Annotated in this window: 19 protein-coding genes; 5 read left to right on the forward strand and 14 right to left on the reverse strand. The window is 38.8% G+C overall.

Features of this window, described 5'->3' with window-relative positions; all coding sequences use genetic code 11:
• Positions 1 to 19: 19 nt before the first annotated feature.
• The 7 genes from PF026_RS07180 to PF026_RS07210 all read right to left on the reverse strand — a co-directional run bounded on the left by PF026_RS07180 (position 20) and on the right by PF026_RS07210 (position 6,754).
• Positions 20 to 1,318 carry an NTP/NDP exchange transporter gene (locus tag PF026_RS07180; protein WP_270864074.1) on the reverse strand — a complete coding sequence of 433 codons (1,299 nt, stop codon included), beginning with the start codon at positions 1,316 to 1,318 and terminating at the stop codon, positions 20 to 22.
• A gap of 32 nt (positions 1,319 to 1,350) precedes the next feature.
• Positions 1,351 to 1,974: a flavodoxin family protein gene (locus PF026_RS07185; protein WP_270864075.1), complete on the reverse strand. Its 624-nt coding sequence runs from the start codon at positions 1,972 to 1,974 to the stop codon at positions 1,351 to 1,353.
• 24 nt (positions 1,975 to 1,998) lie between these two features.
• Positions 1,999 to 2,550 carry a flavin reductase family protein gene (locus PF026_RS07190; protein WP_270864076.1) on the reverse strand — a complete coding sequence of 184 codons (552 nt, stop codon included), beginning with the start codon at positions 2,548 to 2,550 and terminating at the stop codon, positions 1,999 to 2,001.
• A 30-nt stretch (positions 2,551 to 2,580) separates the two neighbouring features.
• Positions 2,581 to 3,477 carry an aldo/keto reductase gene (locus tag PF026_RS07195; protein ID WP_270864077.1) on the reverse strand — a complete coding sequence of 299 codons (897 nt, stop codon included), beginning with the start codon at positions 3,475 to 3,477 and terminating at the stop codon, positions 2,581 to 2,583.
• Between the two features lie 163 nt (positions 3,478 to 3,640).
• Positions 3,641 to 5,146: a tripartite tricarboxylate transporter permease gene (locus PF026_RS07200; protein WP_270864078.1), complete on the reverse strand. Its 1,506-nt coding sequence runs from the start codon at positions 5,144 to 5,146 to the stop codon at positions 3,641 to 3,643.
• A gap of 12 nt (positions 5,147 to 5,158) precedes the next feature.
• The gene (locus PF026_RS07205) at positions 5,159 to 5,632 is read right to left on the reverse strand and encodes a tripartite tricarboxylate transporter TctB family protein (RefSeq protein WP_270864079.1); all 474 of its coding nucleotides are present in this window, start codon (positions 5,630 to 5,632) and stop codon (positions 5,159 to 5,161) included.
• 69 nt (positions 5,633 to 5,701) lie between these two features.
• Positions 5,702 to 6,754, reverse strand: a complete 1,053-nt coding sequence (locus tag PF026_RS07210) for a tripartite tricarboxylate transporter substrate binding protein (protein WP_270864080.1) — start codon at positions 6,752 to 6,754, stop codon at positions 5,702 to 5,704.
• A gap of 334 nt (positions 6,755 to 7,088) precedes the next feature.
• On the opposite strand from PF026_RS07210, the gene PF026_RS07215 reads away from it, so the two are divergent.
• Entirely contained in the window at positions 7,089 to 8,252 is a 1,164-nt protein-coding gene (locus PF026_RS07215) for an MFS transporter (RefSeq protein ID WP_270864081.1), read from the forward strand.
• Positions 8,249 to 8,740: a methylated-DNA--[protein]-cysteine S-methyltransferase gene (locus PF026_RS07220; RefSeq protein WP_270864082.1), complete on the forward strand. Its 492-nt coding sequence runs from the start codon at positions 8,249 to 8,251 to the stop codon at positions 8,738 to 8,740. Before PF026_RS07215 ends, PF026_RS07220 begins: the two co-directional genes overlap by 4 nt.
• Positions 8,741 to 8,769: 29 nt before the next feature.
• On the opposite strand, the gene PF026_RS07225 is transcribed toward PF026_RS07220, so the two are convergent.
• Together PF026_RS07225 and PF026_RS07230 are read right to left on the reverse strand one after the other, a co-directional pair.
• Positions 8,770 to 9,228 (reverse strand): hydrogenase maturation protease, encoded by a 459-nt coding sequence (locus PF026_RS07225; protein ID WP_270864083.1) that lies wholly within the window; start codon positions 9,226 to 9,228, stop codon positions 8,770 to 8,772.
• Entirely contained in the window at positions 9,225 to 9,566 is a 342-nt protein-coding gene (locus PF026_RS07230; RefSeq protein WP_270864084.1) for a formate hydrogenlyase maturation HycH family protein, read from the reverse strand. Before PF026_RS07230 ends, PF026_RS07225 begins: the two co-directional genes overlap by 4 nt.
• Before the next feature lie 155 nt (positions 9,567 to 9,721).
• On the opposite strand from PF026_RS07230, the gene ilvD reads away from it, so the two are divergent.
• Positions 9,722 to 11,395, forward strand: a complete 1,674-nt coding sequence (gene ilvD / locus PF026_RS07235) for a dihydroxy-acid dehydratase (RefSeq protein WP_270870474.1) — start codon at positions 9,722 to 9,724, stop codon at positions 11,393 to 11,395.
• A gap of 201 nt (positions 11,396 to 11,596) precedes the next feature.
• Positions 11,597 to 12,445 (forward strand): hypothetical protein, encoded by an 849-nt coding sequence (locus tag PF026_RS07240; RefSeq protein ID WP_270864086.1) that lies wholly within the window; start codon positions 11,597 to 11,599, stop codon positions 12,443 to 12,445.
• A gap of 71 nt (positions 12,446 to 12,516) precedes the next feature.
• Here the strand turns inward: PF026_RS07240 and PF026_RS07245 are convergent, their stop codons facing one another.
• The 3 genes from PF026_RS07245 to PF026_RS07255 all read right to left on the reverse strand — a co-directional run bounded on the left by PF026_RS07245 (position 12,517) and on the right by PF026_RS07255 (position 15,449).
• Positions 12,517 to 13,737, reverse strand: coding sequence for a MalY/PatB family protein (locus tag PF026_RS07245; RefSeq protein ID WP_270864087.1), 1,221 nt, complete (start codon positions 13,735 to 13,737; stop codon positions 12,517 to 12,519).
• Entirely contained in the window at positions 13,734 to 14,576 is an 843-nt protein-coding gene (locus PF026_RS07250) for a DUF3737 family protein (RefSeq protein ID WP_270864088.1), read from the reverse strand. The genes PF026_RS07245 and PF026_RS07250 overlap by 4 nt, the downstream gene beginning before the upstream one ends.
• Before the next feature lie 111 nt (positions 14,577 to 14,687).
• Positions 14,688 to 15,449, reverse strand: a complete 762-nt coding sequence (locus PF026_RS07255; RefSeq protein WP_270864089.1) for a CAP domain-containing protein — start codon at positions 15,447 to 15,449, stop codon at positions 14,688 to 14,690.
• A 133-nt stretch (positions 15,450 to 15,582) separates the two neighbouring features.
• Between PF026_RS07255 and PF026_RS07260 the strand changes: the two genes are divergently transcribed.
• Positions 15,583 to 16,653, forward strand: coding sequence for a Cj0069 family protein (locus PF026_RS07260; protein ID WP_270864090.1), 1,071 nt, complete (start codon positions 15,583 to 15,585; stop codon positions 16,651 to 16,653).
• Between the two features lie 107 nt (positions 16,654 to 16,760).
• Here the strand turns inward: PF026_RS07260 and PF026_RS07265 are convergent, their stop codons facing one another.
• Both PF026_RS07265 and PF026_RS07270 read right to left on the reverse strand, forming a co-directional pair.
• Positions 16,761 to 17,162, reverse strand: coding sequence for a hypothetical protein (locus PF026_RS07265; protein ID WP_270861082.1), 402 nt, complete (start codon positions 17,160 to 17,162; stop codon positions 16,761 to 16,763).
• Positions 17,159 to 18,472 (reverse strand): phenylacetate--CoA ligase family protein, encoded by a 1,314-nt coding sequence (locus PF026_RS07270; protein WP_270864091.1) that lies wholly within the window; start codon positions 18,470 to 18,472, stop codon positions 17,159 to 17,161. Before PF026_RS07270 ends, PF026_RS07265 begins: the two co-directional genes overlap by 4 nt.
• Position 18,473 lies beyond the last annotated feature (1 nt).

Here is an 18,473-nt window from a genome sequence, read left to right on the forward strand (position 1 = left end):
TTGCCTAATTCTGCAAATTTTATTTTAATTTCTCATATTTTTTACTTAAATTTAGACCCAAAATTCCCCATACAAACGAAATTATTGCGCCTAAAATCAAAACTCCACTCACGCCAAATTTAGCCAGCGCTACGCTTTCAACTTGCGATGAGAGCGCGTCTCCGCCGCGATAAACGACCGTGTCAAGGAAGTTTTTGACCTTGTATTTGCTCTCGCTATCAAGCGGGACAAAAAGCATTTCGCGAGCTGGTTTTACAAGGGCGTATTCGCCGATACGACGCAGACTCATCACAAGCGCAATGCCCCAAAATGCTGGGTGCGTGAAGCTTAGCATAATAAATCCGAGCGCAATCACAAATCCAAGCAGAGCCAAAAGCCACTTTATGCCAAAAAATTTAGCGATTTTTGCCGTTAGGAAAATTTGTATAAAAAAACTAGCGCTTTGCACGATGAGATCGATGTTTGCAAAGGCTGCGGCTCTGGCTTCGCGTGTCTCAAAGACGGCTCGGACGATTCTGGCTTGTTCCATGTATAAAAATGTGCTAACACTTGTTAGCAATAAAACAAAGCCTACAAAAGATAGCAAATAAGGTGATTTAGTGATGATTTTAAAACCATCAAGCGGATTTTTGCTAGGTAGGGGAGTGCTGAATTTTTGAGTGAAATTTGCTTTTTCACTCTCGTTTTGGAGCAAATTTAACCCCTCTTTTATGATTAAATTTTTTAAAATCAAGGCAAAAAGTAGCAAAAACGCCGATAAAAATATGAAATTTTGCGTCGAAACTTCTCGCAAAAAGCTAACCAAACCAGCCCCCGCAATCCCACCCAAACTAGCTCCTGCGCTGATTATGCCAAACATTGATTTGCTAGTTTCTTTGCTAAAAACATCTGCTAGGACGCTCCAAGCCGAGCTTATGACAAAGAGATTAAAAACGCTAACCCAAATGTAAAAAACCCTGCAAAGTGTGGCAAATGCGGGGCTTTGGGCGTCAATAAATCTCATAGCCACGAAAAATCCTAGCAAATTTAGGGCAAAAAATATAAAAATGGCGTCGGTGTAGAGTTTGCGCCTAATAGCCCCGCTTAGCCACATAGCTAAAATAGAGCAAACAAGCGTGGCGACAAAAGTGCCTAAAAATAGCCATTTTAGCTCGTCGCTTCCGCCGTGAATCCCAAGAGCGTCGCGAATCGGGCGCAAAAGCGCATACGAGCAAAAAAGCGAAACAATAAAAAACGCGCTGTAAAGCAAAAGCTTGAATTCTTCGCGCTTTATCTCAAAAAGCAAGTCAAATTTATCTTTAAATTTCGCTTTGTTCATTTTAAATTTGCCTACGATAAATTTTTGCGCATTTATCTGATGAAATTTGTCAAAATTTGCTCTTCATACTCAGGCATAGCAACAGCATTTTTGGCAAATTCTTTGTTTTTGACAAACCAAGCGATATTTTTGGCTAGTGTTCGCATGGTCTGCAAGCCCTCTTCGTCCTTTGGAAGGTCATCAGGCGTCATGGCGTGGGCTTCGTTCCAATACTGCGAACCAGCCAAAAACATATTTGCAATCGTAAAAAATTTATTTAGCCTATCGAAACTCGCACTAGCCCCGCCACGCCTAGCTATAAGGACACTTGCGCCGATTTTACCGCTAAATTTATTTCCGCCCGCGAAAAAAAGCCTTGTCAAAAACGCCTGAATTCTAGCTGTGGGTCCGGCATAATACACAGGGCTTCCAGCCACGATGCCGTCGAATTCATCAAGCCTTTGGATTATGTCATTTACGAGATCGTCTTTTATGGCACAACGCCCAGTTTTAGCGCAAGAAAAACAGGCAATGCAATCATTTATCGCTTTTTTGCCAAGGTATAAAATTTCGCTTTGAACGCCGTTGTTTTCAAGCTCTTTTGCGATTTCGCTTAACGCTAAATTTGTGCTTCCGTTTTTGTTCGGACTGCCGTTTATGAGTAGAATTTTTGACATATTTGCTCCTTAAATTTGCTAAATTCACACGCCTTTGCCGTCAAGATAAAATTTTTTCCCTGCGACATAATGAAGCGTTTTTAGCTCATCGCCCACTTCATCAAAATGCCAGTGGCTGCCGTCAAAAACCCTATCGTCGCCATAAGCTGCCACAACCTGCCCGATAAAAAGGTCATAAGTTTGCTCGTTGTGAGGCTCTGGAATAACCTTGCAAATAATCCACGCAGCGCAACCTGCGACTAGCGGGACTTTGAAGTCATCTTTATAAAACAGCTCCATGCCGTCCATTTTATGCGGGTTGTCGAAGCGAGAATTGTTTTCATCACCCAAATTTAAAAGCAAATCTTTTTGCGTAAAAACCGGAATTTGCACGGCAAAATATCCGCTTTTTTCGATGAGAGTGCGTGTAAATGAGCCATTGTGTGGCACTATCGTGACTTTGTCGTAATCAAGCGGACACACCCAAGTAACCGCCATAGCATTTGCCACTCCGTCAAATTCAGCCGAGACTATCGTCGTGGCACCGTGGTTTAAAATGTGGTAGGATTTTTGAATATCGACATTAATAATTGCCATTTTTTGCTCCTTAAATTTTGGTTTTTAAATTTATCTATTTAAATTTGCAATCTCTCTCATATCATCATCGCTTAAATTAAAATCAAAAATGCTAATATTTTCGATCATACGGGACTTTGTCGCGGTTTTTGGGATAGTGATGATATTTCTTTGGATTTGCCAACGCAAAATAACTTGTGCTGCCGTTTTGCCGTATTTCTCGCCGATTTTTTGAAGCGTTTCATTTTTTAAAATTTTCGCACTACCTGAGCCAAAAGGCGAATAAGCCTGAGTGGCGACACCTAGCTTATCAAGCCCGTTTTGCGCACGAATTTGCTGTTTGAAAGGGTGAAGCTCGATTTGATTAAGCACAGGCTTTATAGCAAATTCATCGCAAAGCTCTCGCACTAAATCCACGCTAAAATTGCTAACGCCGATTGATTTTATTAGCCCCTTTTCTACTAGCTCGCAAAATCCAGCCCAAATGCCCTTAATATCACCATAAGGAGCGTGGATTAGATACAAATCTATATAATCAAATTTAAGCGCATCTAGGCTTTCATAAACTGCCCTTTTTGCACCCTCAAAGCCCACATTTGCGCCCCACATTAGCTTTGAAGTTACGAAAATTTCATCTCGTTTTATTCCGCTATTTTGCACAGCTTCGCCCACAATGTCTTCGTTGCGGTAATACTGCGCTGAGTCAATGTGGCGGTAGCCCACTTCTAGGGCATTTTCTATGGCTCTAAGCCCATCTTTGCCACGAATATCCCAAGTCCCGTATCCTAAAATAGGGATTTTTGCGCCGTTATTTAAAATAAAATTTGGAACTAAATTTGATGAATTTTGCATATTTTCTCCTAAAATTTCATTTGCAAAAAGTGGATTTAAGCCCAATGCCACAGCCCCCAACGCCATAGAATTTTTCAAAAAACTTCGTCTTTGCATAAAATTTCCTTACGAGTAGTTAAATTTCGTAAAAATTTTACCAAATTTGGTTAGAAATTTAATAGAACAATTCTCCAAATTTATTGCCTAATTCTACAAATTAACAGAGATGATAGTATTATAAGAAAGAGCCCGAATTTGAGTAAATTCGGGCTAGATTAGATTAAAAAGTGTTTTTGTTGTTTTTAGATTCTTTTTTAAATTTGCCTCTAATCACAGGAAGCAGGACAACCAAAGCAGTTAAAACAATAAAAGTCCAGCACAAAGGAGAACCGACAAAAATGCTCAAATCTCCGTCATGAAGTTTGTAAGCTTTTCTAAAATATTGTTCCATGCCTTTTCCTACGATACACGCTAGAACTAGTGGCGTCATAGGAAAATTTGCCCTTGATAGCAAATAGCCAATAATTCCAAATATAAGTAATATGTAAAAATCACTTGTAGCTGCACTTATAGCATAAACACCTAAAAATGTGAAAGCTAAGACTACTGGATATAAAATTTTTGGTGGAACAGATAAAACCCTTACCAAGAGCCCAGCAAGCGGGATATTTACAAAAGCCAAAATGACATTTCCCACAAACATACTGGCGATTAATCCCCAAACGATGGTTGATTGATTTTGAAATAGCAATGGTCCTGGCTGCATACCTAAAATAGTCAAAGCTCCAAGCATAACGGCAGTCGTTCCAGATCCAGGAACACCCAAAGTCAGCATAGGAATCATAGCTCCAACAGAAGCTGCGTTATTAGCTGATTCAGGAGCAGCAACACCGTCTATTGCACCTTTGCCAAATTTATAAGGTTGTTTTGAGAACGATTTTTGTGTATTATACGCCATAATCGCAGCCACCGTTCCACCGGCACCAGGAAGTACGCCGATTAAAAATCCCATAGGGGCACTTCTAAAAATAGCACCCTTGCTTAACATCCAGTCTTCTTTTGTAATCCAAATTCGACCGAATTTTTTCTGAACTTGTTTTTTACCTTCGCCGATATTTTCAAAGCTTCTTAAAACTTCGCCAAACGCAAATATTGCAATGATTACGATTAGAAAATCGATACCGCCGTGAAGCGATAACAGATCAAATGTAAATCTTTGAACGCCTGATTGCGGATCTAAGCCAATCGTGCTTATCATAAGACCTACAATCATCATAACAAAACCTTTTAGGCGTTGTTTTTCCATAACCGCAGTTGCCGTTAATGCAAAAACAAAAAGCAAGAAATACTCGGCAGGTCCAAATTTCAGTGCAAATTTAGCAACGGGGATCGATAAAAATACCATAAAGATAGTAGCTATCAAGCCGCCAAAAAACGAAGCAATAGCCGAGATAGCAAGTGCTGCTTCTGCTCTGCCTTGCTGTGCCATAGGATAACCGTCCCACATAGCAGCAATCGCAGCGCCGTCTCCCGGTGTATTGATTAGAATTGATGATCTAGAACCGCCATACATCGCACCGTAATAAACTCCCGCCATAGTAATAAGCGCAGGAACGGCTCCCATAGAAAATGTTAGTGGTAAAAGTATCGCAACACCAGCAGCAGGTCCAAGACCAGGTAACATTCCTACGATAGTTCCTAACACGCCACCAAGCGTAACCCAAAATATATTCATAGGTTCTAGTGCAACACCAAAACCTTGCATTAATAATTGCAAACTATCCATAACCAAATTCCTTTATATAAAGCCTAATGCTGAGCTAGGCAAAATAATGCCAAGTAGATTATTAAAGATAAAATATATAGCCAAAGAAAAAATAATGGAAACAATTATTCCGTATTTTAAATTTTTAACTCCGCCAAAGATTAAAAATTGAAGTATCAAAAATATAATTGTTGAAAAAACATATCCTATCTGATTAAATATAAGCGTATAAATTACGCCATTTACGACAGTTAATAATATTTGAAGAACATATTTTGCAGAAATTCTGCTTATGCCCCCGTATTGTTTTTTTTCGAGTTGTTGAGCCTTAAATTCTTTTACAAGCAAAATTGTACCGCACACAATTAAAAAAATAGCTAACATAGCAGGAAAAATTTTTGGCTCGTGCGGTCTGCCTAATGCGGCTTCGGGCAACATAAATGTAGCAACCGCATACACTATACCTAAAACCGTTAAAAGAAATGATGATATAACTGAAAGCGACATATGAGCTCCATAAAATTAAATTTAAACATAAAAAATGCCTATGAACTAGGTTCATAGGCAAATTCAGATTTATTTTTTAAGCATACCGATTTCTTTCATAACTCCGATATACTCGCCCTCTGTTTTTTCCAAGAATCTTACGAATTCAGGAGCATCCATATAGATGTTATCCCATCCTTTTTCCTTGCAAACTTGTGTCCATTCTTTTGTATCTTGTAGTGCTCTTAGAGCATCTCGCCAGAATTTAACCGCATAGCCCGGCATATCAGGTGTGCCAAATAGACCACGCCAGTTAATGAAAGTTGCGTTGATTCCGCTTTCGATACAAGTTGGAATTTCAGCCATTTTGCCTTCGCCAATTCGTTTTTCAGCTGTTTGAGCTAAAACTCTTAAATCGCCACTTTCAACCAAGCCTTTAACATCTGATAGACCTGTTGAGAATAGATCAATATGTCCGCCTAATAGTTGAGCAGGACCGTCGCCGTCATCGAACGGAACATAGTCGATTTTACCGATATTTGAAACACCAGCAGCTTGTGCGATGATTAGGAATTGAACATGGTCCATAGAGCCAATCGCAGAAGTTCCGCCGATTTTAACAGCTTTTGGATTTTCTTTTAGTGCTTCCATAACATCGTGGATTGTTTGATATGGAGAATCTGCTTTAACAACGAATGCAGCATAATCAGCAATTAGTCTTGCCAAAGGCGTTGTATCACGGAAACCATAAGGGCTAGAACCGTTTAGGTTAAAGAACAAAATAGGCGGTGAATAAACAGTAATTGTGTTTGGATCAGCTTTTTTGTTTGCTGCTTGTAATGTGCTTAGATGAACCGCACCACCAGCACCCGGAGCATTTCTAACTGGCATAGGAGCTTTTACAATGCCTGTGTCGCTTAGAGTTTTAGCAACCATGCGGATTGTTGTATCCCAACCGCCACCTGCACCTGCCGGAGCAACTAAGTCAAGGTTACCTGACGGATAGTTAGCTTCTGCTTTTGTAGCAGCTTTGCTATCGCCTGAGTTGCCTGAATTGTTTTGGCAGCCAACAATAGCAGCACCCAAAGCAACTACACAAAGTGATGAAACGAAAAATTTTTTCGATTTACCAAATAGACTCATCGTCTTACCTCCATAATAAAATAATTTTTTAACAAGTTTCAAATAGTAACATATTTTTTTTAAATAATCAATCAAAAACGGCTTAAATTCTTACTATATTGTTTAATATAAAAAATAACTAAATTTAACCAAAATTTTGCGAAAAATATCGCTAAATTCGAGCTTTTTGCACTTAAAAGGGCTTTAAATTTAATAATTGTTTTTGCAAATTTATCATTGATATTTAGGTAAAAATTTGCTTAAAGTTATATTTTTTCACTCATTTTTATCGTTTTTATTTAAATTTGTAGCAAATTTGATATAATTGCCTAAATTTATAATAAAAACAAGTAAAATGAAAAATAAATTTGTCTATATTTTGGCATTTTCGCATTTGTGCTGTGATATAAATCAAGGCGCACTCGTGGCGATTTTGCCGTTTTTAATCGCCAGCTATCACTACGATTACGCAACCGCAGCTAGCCTAGTCATGGTCTCAAATATCGTGGGCTCGCTAATCCAGCCCGTTTTTGGCTCGCTCGCTGATAAGAAAAATATGCCTTACATTATCCCGCTAGGTCTTATTTTAGCAGGTGGCGGTATCGCGCTAAGTGGCATCGCGCCCTCATTTGCCCTGCTTTGCGCGGTCGTGATGATTACAGGAACTGGCGTGGCGATGTTTCACCCACAAGCCGCAAGAGCCATAAATAAATGCTCTAATCCGCACAACAAAGCCCAAAATATCGGTATTTTCTCATTTGGCGGGATTTTGGGATTTTCTTTGGGTCCGCTTTTTATGACAGCGATTATTAGTGTGTTTGGGCTAAAAGGGACACTAATTTTCATAATTCCGCAAATTTGCGTTAGTACCCTGTATAGATTTTTTTACGCCGAATTTAAAAAACTTGGTGAAATCGCCCCCAAAACAGCCACAAACACCCAAACTAACGGCGTCGATGACTGGGGCGGATTTTATAAACTCATGGCGTTAATCTGCGGGCGTTCTATCATTTTTCACGGATTTAATACATTTTTGGCACTTTATTTTATCTACGAATTTGACCAAAGTAAGGCTTACGCAAACACGCTATTAAGCGCATATATCGGCGTGAGCGCGATTTTTACCCTTCTTGGTGGCAGATTTGCCGATAAATTCGGCTTTACAAAGATGATAAAAATCTCATTTCTTTGCCTTTTGCCGATTATGATAATGTTAGCAACCGCGCAAAATTTGGGCTTTGCTGTGGTTTTATTGGCACCGCTTGGCATTTTTCTAGCACTTTCTTATAGCCCGATTATCGCACTTGGGCAAGGATATTTACCAAACCGCGTTGGGCTTGCTTCTGGCGTTACATTTGGGCTGACTGTTAGTATTGGTGGGATTTTTGCGCCGATTTTGGGCTTAATAGCCGATAAATTTGGACTTGGTTATGTTTTATATACGCTTTGCGGGGTTTGCGTTTTGCCACTAATCATGGCGTTTTTCTTGCCAAATTTAGAAAAAAAGCAAAGCTTATGAAATATTTTTGGCGTTATAACTCCCCGCTTGGCGAAATTTTTATGCAAAGCGATGGAGCAAATTTGAGCGCACTTAAATTTGGCAAATTTAGCGAATTTGGCGCAGAATTTAAAGAGCAAAATTTGCAAATTTTTGGGGATACCTGCGCGTGGTTGGACATTTATTTTAGCGGAAATTTACCAAATTTCACACCTAAAATTTCACTAATTGGTAGCGATTTTCAGCTTGAAATTTGGCAAATTTTAATGCAAATTCCTTTTGGGGCGACCACAACTTACGGCGAAATTGCGCGCGAAATCGCACTAAAAAGACAAATTCCAAAAATGTCTGCCAGAGCCGTAGGTAGGGCAGTGGGAGCAAATCCTATCGCTATAATTATCCCATGCCACAGAGTTATCGGCAGTGGCGGCAAACTCACAGGCTACGCATACGGGCTGGATAAAAAAGAGTTTTTGCTAAATTTAGAAAATGCGAAATTTAGGGCTTAATTTAATCTATTTTTTTGACTAAAAATTTCTCACAATTCTATGATTTCTTCAAATTCTTTGATTTTTTTTATGGCTAGTTTTGCGTTTTTTTTGGCTTTTTTGGATAAATTAGAATTAATTTCACTCAAAGTAAGCAAATCAACCTTAATGCCTAAAAATAGGATTTTTGGGATAAATTCGCGCAGGTATTTTATCCACACGCAAGCAGGTATGTTATGTGCGCTGTAAAAATAACTCACATCATCACTTAAATCTACAAATTCGCACTCAAATTCGTCATTTTCATCTGCGATAACGCCGATTGCATCGACGATAACTAAAATTTCAGGCGCATAAGCTCTGATATTAGGAAATTCATTTTCCGGCATATCGTTTCCGAAAAAAACTTTCCACTCTTTTAGCTCTTCTAGGGCGATTTTACCGACTTCTATTCCAACGCCGTCATCGCCACGAAGCTCGTTTCCTACGCATAAAATCGCTTTTTTCATCTAAAAACTTTCCTAAGCGTTAAATAACCCTCATCTAAATCCTTTAAAAACTCGCCAAAAGCCGAATTTTCAAGGCTTTGCAAAAGTTTTATGGCGTGTTCTGGGAAAATTTCGATTTCGTAAAGCTGGTCTAATTTTTCTAATTTATTTTTGGCATATTCATCGCCGCTACTGACGATTTTTTGCCAATCTTCATCGCTGAATTCGCCTACTTTTTGACTAAAATCGATACTTCCTGCGCCATGCCCTAGGCTTTTTACAACCAAAATATTTTTATAATTAGGTGCGGTTTTTTCTTCTGAAACACTTTTTCTTGTCAATTTCCAAATTTCAATCATGGCAATGTCCTAATAAATTATTTGCTTGAAATTATATAAATAAATTCATAAATTTTACGAATTTGGCATAGTCAAATTTGCAAATTTCAATCACAAAAAAGATAAATTTAGCCATTTTTAGCTAAAATTACAAAATTTTCAAAAAAGGATATAAAATGAGAAGCGATATTGTAAAAAAGGGCTACACAAGGGCTCCACACCGCTCACTTTTGCGTGCGACGGGCTTAAAAGACGAAGATTTTTCTAAGCCATTTATCGGCGTGGCAAACAGCTTTATAGAAGTTATTCCGGGACATTTTTTCTTAAATAAATACGCTGAAATCATCAAAGATGAAATTCGCAAAAACGGCTGTGTTCCGTTTGAATTCAACACTATCGGCGTTGATGATGGTATCGCCATGGGGCATAGTGGTATGCTTTATAGTTTGCCAAGCCGTGAAATCATCGCAAATTCGATCGAAACTATGATGAACGCTCACGCTCTTGATGCTCTTATTTGCATACCAAACTGCGATAAAATCGTGCCCGGAATGCTAATGGGCGCTTTAAGAGTAAATGTGCCGACCATTTTCGTAAGCGGCGGTCCGATGAAAGCTGGTGTAGGGCAAAAAGGCGAAGCGTTGGATTTAAATTCCGTTTTTGAAGCAGTCGGCGCGTATGAAACCAAAAAAATAGACGAAAACGAGCTTAAATTTATCGAGTGTGCGGCGTGTCCGGGCGGTGGAAGTTGTAGCGGAATGTTCACCGCAAACTCGATGAATACGCTATGCGAAGCGATGGGAATCGCTCTTAGCGGAAACGGCACGATTTTAGCCCTAACGCCTGAAAGAGAAGCGCTTTTGCGAAAAGCAGCAAGGCGAATTTGCGAAATCGCAACGGACGATAAATTTAAAATTCGCAATATAATCAACGAAAAATCAATCCGCAACGCGATGGTTGTGGATATGGCGATGGGCGGTAGCTCAAATACAATTTTGCACATGCTTGCGATCTCGCGTGAAGCGGACGCTCCGCTAAATATCGCCGAGCTTAACGACATTAGCAAAAGCGTTCCGCACATCGCAAAAATCGCCCCAAGTCTGCCAAGCGTGCATATGCAAGACATTGAAAATTCAGGCGGATTAAGTGCTGTTATCAATGAAATCGCTAAATTTAATCCAAATTTACTAAATTTAGACGCTCTTTGCGTGAGCGGAGAAACACTTGGACAAAGGGTAAAAGACGCAAAAATCAGCGACGAAAATATAATCCGCCCTGTTTCAAACGCCTACTCTATGCGTGGCGGGTTAGCGATTTTGTTTGGAAATTTAGCTGAGCAAGGCTGTGTCATCAAAGCAGCTGGAATCATCGGAGAGCGTAAATTTAGCGGAACGGCGATTTGCTTTAACAGCCAAGATGAAGCAATCGAAGGCATTTCAAGTGGCAAAGTGCAAAAGGGAAATGTCGTGGTGCTACGATATGAAGGGCCAAAAGGGGGTCCTGGAATGCAAGAAATGCTAAGCCCAACTAGCCTAATCGTGGGTCGGGGACTAGGAGCTGATGTAGCGCTCATCACAGACGGGCGTTTTAGCGGTGCTACAAGGGGGCTAAGCATAGGTCATATAAGCCCAGAAGCCGCAGAAGGCGGTATGATAGGGCTACTTAAAGATGGCGATATAATCGACATTGATGTGGATAATTTTAGTATAAATGTGCGTTTAAGCGATGAAGAAATCGCAAAACGCAAAGCAGAGTGGAAATATCAAGGCAAGGAAGTGGGGAGCAAATGGCTTCGCCAGTATCAAAAACTAGTAACAAATGCTAGCAACGGCGGAGTTTTGGAAGCGTAATAGTTTGGTTTTGCAAGTTGATATGAGCCTAGCTTTTTCGAGAGTTCGCAAATTTAAAGTTCGATAGGAATACCAGCCTTATCTCACTTTAAATTTGCTTCTCAGCTCGAAAAATCGTCGGCATTTGGTTAAATTTGCAATGTGGGACAATGCAAATTTATTAATTTATTATTGTTGGCAATACAATAGAAAGGATATGATATGATATTTTCAACATTAACAGCTATTATTTCTAATATTAATATTTCTAACTTAGCAGATATAACATCTATTTCTAAAAATACATACGATTTTATTAAAGAAATGTTACGATTAAAAGAGCGAGATATAAAAATACAAAATACAAATATTAAAAATATATGGGAAATTGATAAACCGTATAGCGATTTAGTTATAGACACCTACTATGATTTTGATAGTATTTTTAGTGAATTTTCAACGATTGCTAATGCCTGTTACACTGATATTTATAACAAAATTTATGGATGCAAAAGAAACGATAGCGATATATATAATTTACAGGATTATTTTGGAAAAATAGTTGATAGAATTGAATATGATAATAGGAGCGATATATTATTTCAAAACCCAGAATACTTATTTTCTCAAAAACTAGGATATATGCAAAGATTAAGCTATTTGGATTTAAAAGATAAAAATTCTGATGATTTTATTGAACAAAATCTTAAATTGATATATGAAAATTTCGATTTATCTAAAAAAGATGATTTTGTAAATTTTGCAAAAACCAAGTTTGATTGCGTAGGCGAAATTTACAAAAAATATAAAGAAAAAATAGACACAAAAATTAAAGAATTAGAAAAGGAGAATACAAGGTATAATTGGGACACAAAAGGCTATACATATTTGCCATTGTTAAAATTAGAAAATTTATTATCATATATTAAATATACAAATATTAATATAGTGCAAGATTGGGAACACATATTTATAGGTTCAGTTGTTTATAATGTTGCAATAATTTGGATAACAAATAGAGGTGTTTTGGATTTGTTATATGACATAAAATATCATCAATGGAAAAATTAATTGCAAATATTTTCTTTTGATTTAAATAAAACATTGCCGAATTTGGCTTAAATTCGGCAAAACCCTTAAATTCACTTAGACAACGCATTTTTAAGTCGTTCTAGCCCGTCAAGCAAATTCGCCCTTGGTGTGGCGATGTTTAGGCGTAAAAATTTCTCTCCACCAGCCCCATAAATTTCGCCACTGCTTAGATAAAGCCCTGATTTAGAACGGATAAAATTTGCAAGTTCGGTTGAATTTTTAAACTCCGCAAAGTGTGGAATTTTCAAATTTTCACTCGTTGCGATAGGAATTTCGCCACTTGAATTTATCAAATTCGAACAATCAAGCCACATTAAATATGTCGCATCGCACGGCAATGCCCTTATATAAGGCAAATTTTCGCTTAGGAATTCACGCACGATTTTTTTATTTTCACTTAGATAAATTCGCAATTCATCAAGCCACTCTTCGCCTTTTTCAAATGCCGCCACAGTGGCAGCGACCGCAAATGCGTTTGGCTCGGCGATTTCATCTGTATTAAACGCTCGCCACGCTTTGTGTCTTAAAAATTTATTTTTTGCAAACACGGCAGCACTATTAAGACCTGCGATATTAAAAGCTTTTGTCGGCGAAATGCACGAAATGCTGATATTTGCGTTTGTTTCGCTTATGTTTGCAAACGGCGTATAGGCAAAACCCGGCTCACATAAATCACAATGAATTTCATCGCTGATGACCGTTACGCCGTGCTTCGCACAAAGTTCGCCCATTTTGGCTAGTTCATCACGCGACCAAATTTTGCCTATGGGATTGTGTGGGTTGCACAAGATAAACAGCGTTGTTTGCGGGTCTGCGAGTTTGTTTTCAAAATCTTCCCAGTTTATGTGGTATTGCCCGTTTTCATAGACAAGTTCGTTGCAAAATGCCTTTACGCCGTTGTTTTTAATGCTCGAAAAAAAGCAGTTATAAACGGGGCTTTGCACTAGCACATTTTCATTTGGTGTGGTGAGCTTTCGCACGAGTGATGAAAGAGCAGGGACAATGCCCGTGCAAAAAATGAGCCAATGCTCTTCTATGCGAAAGCCGTGGCGTTTTTGCCACCAATTTTGATACGCCAAAGCCCACTGGGTAGAGATTTCGCTGTATCCAAAAATGCCGTGTCCCACCACTTCTTGCAACGCTTCTAAAATGCAAGGTGCCGCGCGAAAGTCCATATCTGCCACCCACATAGGAAGCTCATCTTTACCGACTGCCCATTTTAGCGAGTTTAAATTTCGTCTATCGATGATTTCGTCAAAATTAAATTTCAAAATTTATCCTTTGTGATTATCTCAAATTTACTCGCGTCGGTTGTGCCGTCAATGATGATTTCACCGATTTCATCAGCGATTATTTTGCCTGAGCTTGGATTTTTTACGCTATCAATTTTACCTAAAATTTCAGCCTGAGCGTCGCTAAATTCAAACGCCAAAGTCGTATTGATCAAACGACAATCTTTCATAACCAAATTTTTCATATAGCAAAAGCCCTGCAAACTCGATACCACGCAGTTTTCAAGGCGAACATTAGATGAATTCCAGCCAAAATACTCGCCGCTTATAAAGCAGTTTTTAATAACCACATTTTCGCAGTTCCAAAAAGCATCCTTGCTAAGCAGTTTCGAATCCGAAATTTCGATATTTTTGCATCCGTCAAAGCAGTAATCTCCACTCAAATTTAAGTTTTGTATGCGTAAATTTTCGCTTTTCATACCAAAATACTGCCCGTTTGCGACGATATTTTTTAATTTTACATTTTTGCAAAACCAAAGAGTTTCACTAGCGTTTGGAATTTGAATATTTTCAAGCTCAAAATTTTCGCTCCCGCGAAACCCTTTTGGCGCATAATACAAGCAATCTTTCAAGCTAAAATCCTTGCTATACCAAATTCCTGCTCTTGCAATTTCGTCAAAAAAGCAGTCTTTAATGCGAAAATTTTTGCTATACCAAAACGGATACTTCCACTCGAAATTTGACGCGGTTACAGCGATATTTTCGCTCTCTTTTAAGGGAGATTCGCCGTCTCCAAACGAACAATGCAAAATTTCTAAATTTTTTGCCATAAATAGGGCTCGCTCCCCTGTAAATCGTTGGTTTTCGATTTTTTTCATTATTTTACCTTTTAATTTTTTCTAATTTTAGCTAAATTTTGTCCGATTTTGGTAGAACAATCCTACAAATTTCTTGCCTAATCCTACAAATTTAATCAATTTTGTGAAAAACTATTTTGAATTTAGCCATTTATCAAACATCGCTTCGTATTGCTCGATAGTATAGGCATTTCCACTCGAACCATAAACTCCGCCGTAAGTTTTATTTGCCACACTAGCGCCCGTTACGCTATAACCTGAATTTACCAAATTCAAATAATGCCCCGTGTTTGCGCTAAATTTGCAGTTTTTTGCAGATTTGTTCGGACAGTTTGATTTTTCGCTATACCACGCATTTACAGCTGCTGCGCCGTTTGCTTGACCTTTGGCAAGATTTTCGGCTACACTTGTAACGCCCGTTAGTGGTGCGTGAGAAAATTTATAATGTGCCGCGTAATTTGTGCGAATTTGCGAGATTGCCATCATTTTATGGCTGACTTTAAGAGCGCTTTTGCCTTCGCTTTTGCGTTTTGCGTTGGTTTGTTTGATGATAGCTAGTGAAGCTTTCATATTTTGCAAATTTGTTGCGTCATTTGCGCCACCAAGTGTGGTTTTGCTTTGTGCGAACCAAGACGGAGTGTTTTTGTGAATGCCTTTTACGATTTGTGCTGCTTCATTATCGCCCATTGCCGTAAAAAAGTCTGCTGAGCTGTTTTTGGCAGTTTTGGCTGGTGTTGTTTTACCTGTTTGTGTTGTTTTGCCCTTGTTTGTTTTATTTGTTTGAATTTGCGGAAACTGCTTTGCAATTTCGTTGTCGATTTCATTTAAAACTTCCGCACAGCCTGTCAAAAATATCGCCACAAAAATAAATATGTAAAATTTTTTCAAATTCATAATAGCCCTTTAAAAACTTGACATGAAATTATACAGAAAATTTGCTAAATTTAATATTTTCTTAAATTCAATGGCTTTTAACTAAATTTTAGATAGACTTAAAAATTACATTTTTATTTTAAAGGACAAAATCATGAAAAAAAGAATAGTTTTTTTCGAAGCCGTAGGTGGCACGGACAAGGGCGAAGACGGACACAGACGAGATACGATGCCGATGGTAAATGCGCTTAGCACTCACGGCTGGACAGGCGAAGTTATCCAGCTAAGCGATGAAATTTTGCGAAATGAAAATGAGAGCAAAAAAATTTACGAATTCGTTAGAGACAACGCTGACGGCTATGTTTCGCGTGTAAATCCGGGCAATATCAAAGAAGAAAAACTTTATTTTGAAATGCTACGAAAGCTCTGCGCTGACGGCCTAGTCGGTATGCCGCACCCTGATGCGATGATAGGATATGGCGCAAAAGACGCTCTAACCAAACTTGCTGACACCGAGCTAGTGCCTGATGATACTTATGCGTATTATGATATTGCGACATTTAAAAGCACATTTCCAAAATCACTTGCCAAAGGCGAGAGAGTTTTAAAACAAAATCGCGGATCCACAGGAGAGGGAATTTGGCGTGTGAGACTTGAAAATGCAGGCGATTACGGCAAATTTGATAGCTTAGCACTTGATACCAAAATCATCTGCACCGAAGCCAAAGACAATCACTCAGAAGAGCGAAAACTTGGCGAATTTATGGACTTTTGCGAACAATACATCGTCGGCGATAACGGAATGCTTGTGGATATGACATTTTTGCCACGCATCAAAGAGGGCGAAATTCGCATTTTAATGCTTTATAAAACGCCTGTTTATGTCGTGCATAAAAAACCGGCAGAAGGCGGGGACGCATTTAGCGCGACACTTTTTAGCGGCGCGAAATATCGCTATGATGAGCCAAAAGAGTGGGAAAATTTGATTGGCTGGTTTTTAGAGCGTCTGCCTGAAATTCGCACAAAACTTGGAAATTACGATTTGCCTTTGATTTGGACGGCAGATTTTATCCTTGATACTGACGAAAATGGCAAAGACAAATATGTGCTTGGCGAAATTAACTGCTCGTGTGTTGGATTTACAAGTCCGGCTGAATTTATGGCAAAAATCGCCGTTATGGTCGGTGAAAATATCGTAAATATCGTAAGCGAGAAAAAGGCGTAAGTTGGATTATACTTTGCCTTATTTTGCAATTAAATTTACGAATTTGTTTAAATAATAGTCAAAATTTAATCTAAATTTTGACTATTAAATCAAATTTATATAAATTATTATTTTATGACTTCAAATCCTGCATTTTGCAGTGCTTTCTCGCCTTTTTCATTATCATCGAGCGAAAATACAAAAATCCCGAAATTTGTATCAGCATAATAGCTATAACAATAATTTATGCTAATTCCAGCCCCGCTTAAAGCTTCCACGATTTTAGCAAAGGTGCCTTTTTTATTTGCGATTTTAACGGCGACTACATCGACGGTTCTAGCGCTAAATCCTGCTTTTTTTAGAGCGTCTGCTGCTTTGTCAAATTCGCTAGTGATGATACGCACAACGCCAAATTTAGAAGTCTCTGCTATGACAACCGAGTCGATAGAAATGTCGCTATCTCGCAAAATATCGCTCATAGCGGTTAGTTCGCCGGGTTTGTTTTCTAAAAATACGCTAAGTTGTTTCATGCTTCGTTCCTTTTGTCGATTACTCTTTTGATTTTGGTATCGCTAGCACCGATACTACGCGGCTCTACTATATTTACACTTGCGTGGATAAATAAATTTGTTAGCAGTTTTGCGGCTGTTTCTTTTTGTAAATTTTCAATCGCCGAAATGCTATCAAAGTTGAAGTCATCGCTCATTTCGACCTTGACTTCAATCTTATCTAAATACCCTTTTTTGCTTAGGACGATTTGATAATTTAGACTTAATCCTTCGATAGTCGATAAAACATGCTCTACTTGGCTTGGGAAGACATTTACGCCGTTTATGATAACCATATCATCGCTTCTTCCTACGATACTTTCTATCATACGCAAATTCCTGCCACAAGGACATTTGCCCGTTTTTATCGAAGTTACATCGCCCGTTCGGTAGCGAAGCAAAGGAATAGCTTCTTTTGTAAGCGTTGTTATGACTAGTTCGCCACGCTCTCCATCAGGCAAAACTTCACCCGTTTTTGGATCTATAATCTCAGGGTAGAAGTGATCTTCAAAAATATGCATTCCTTCGCTTTTACCGCACCCTCCGGCGACACCGGGTCCTAAAATTTCACTAAGTCCGTAAATATCGTGATAATTTATCCCCCAAGCTTGGGCGATTGCTTGTTTTAGGGCTTTGCTAGTTGGCTCAGCACCAAAAATTCCTGCTTTTAGCTTAAAATCTTTTTTCAGATCATAGCCCAAAGCTTTGGCATGATCTGCTAAGTGCATAGCAAATGACGGAGTGCATGAAATCGCAGTCGCTCCAAAATCCCTTAAAAGCATAAGTTGGCGTTCTGTAAAACCGGAGCTAGACGGCACGACAGAAGCTCCGACAGTCTCAGCACCATAATGCGCCCCAAGACCGCCCGTAAAAAGCCCGTATCCGTAGGCATTATGCACGGTGTCGTTTTTGCCCACACCTGCCATAGTAAAGACCCTAGCCAAAACTTCGCACCAAATTTCTAAATCTTTTCTAGTGTATCCTACGACGGTCGGCTTTCCGCTTGTGCCGCTGCTAGAATGAATTCGCACGACTTTTTTTTGCGGAACTGCAAAAAGCCCAAATGGATAATGGTCTCGCATATCTTTTTTTGTCGTAAAAGGAAGCTTTGAAAGCTCGGAAATATCTTTGATTTCATCAAATTTAAGCCCAAGTTCGGCAAATTTTTTCTGATAAAATTCAACCTTAGAAATCCTTTTTAAAAATTTGGCAAATCTTTTGTTTTGGATTTCTCTTAGCGTTTCTTTATCAACGATTTCGTTGATTGACCAGTATTTTGGCGTATCACTCATC

The sequence above is a fragment of the Campylobacter sp. CS_NA3 genome, assembly GCF_027797495.1.
GTDB lineage: Bacteria > Campylobacterota > Campylobacteria > Campylobacterales > Campylobacteraceae > Campylobacter_B.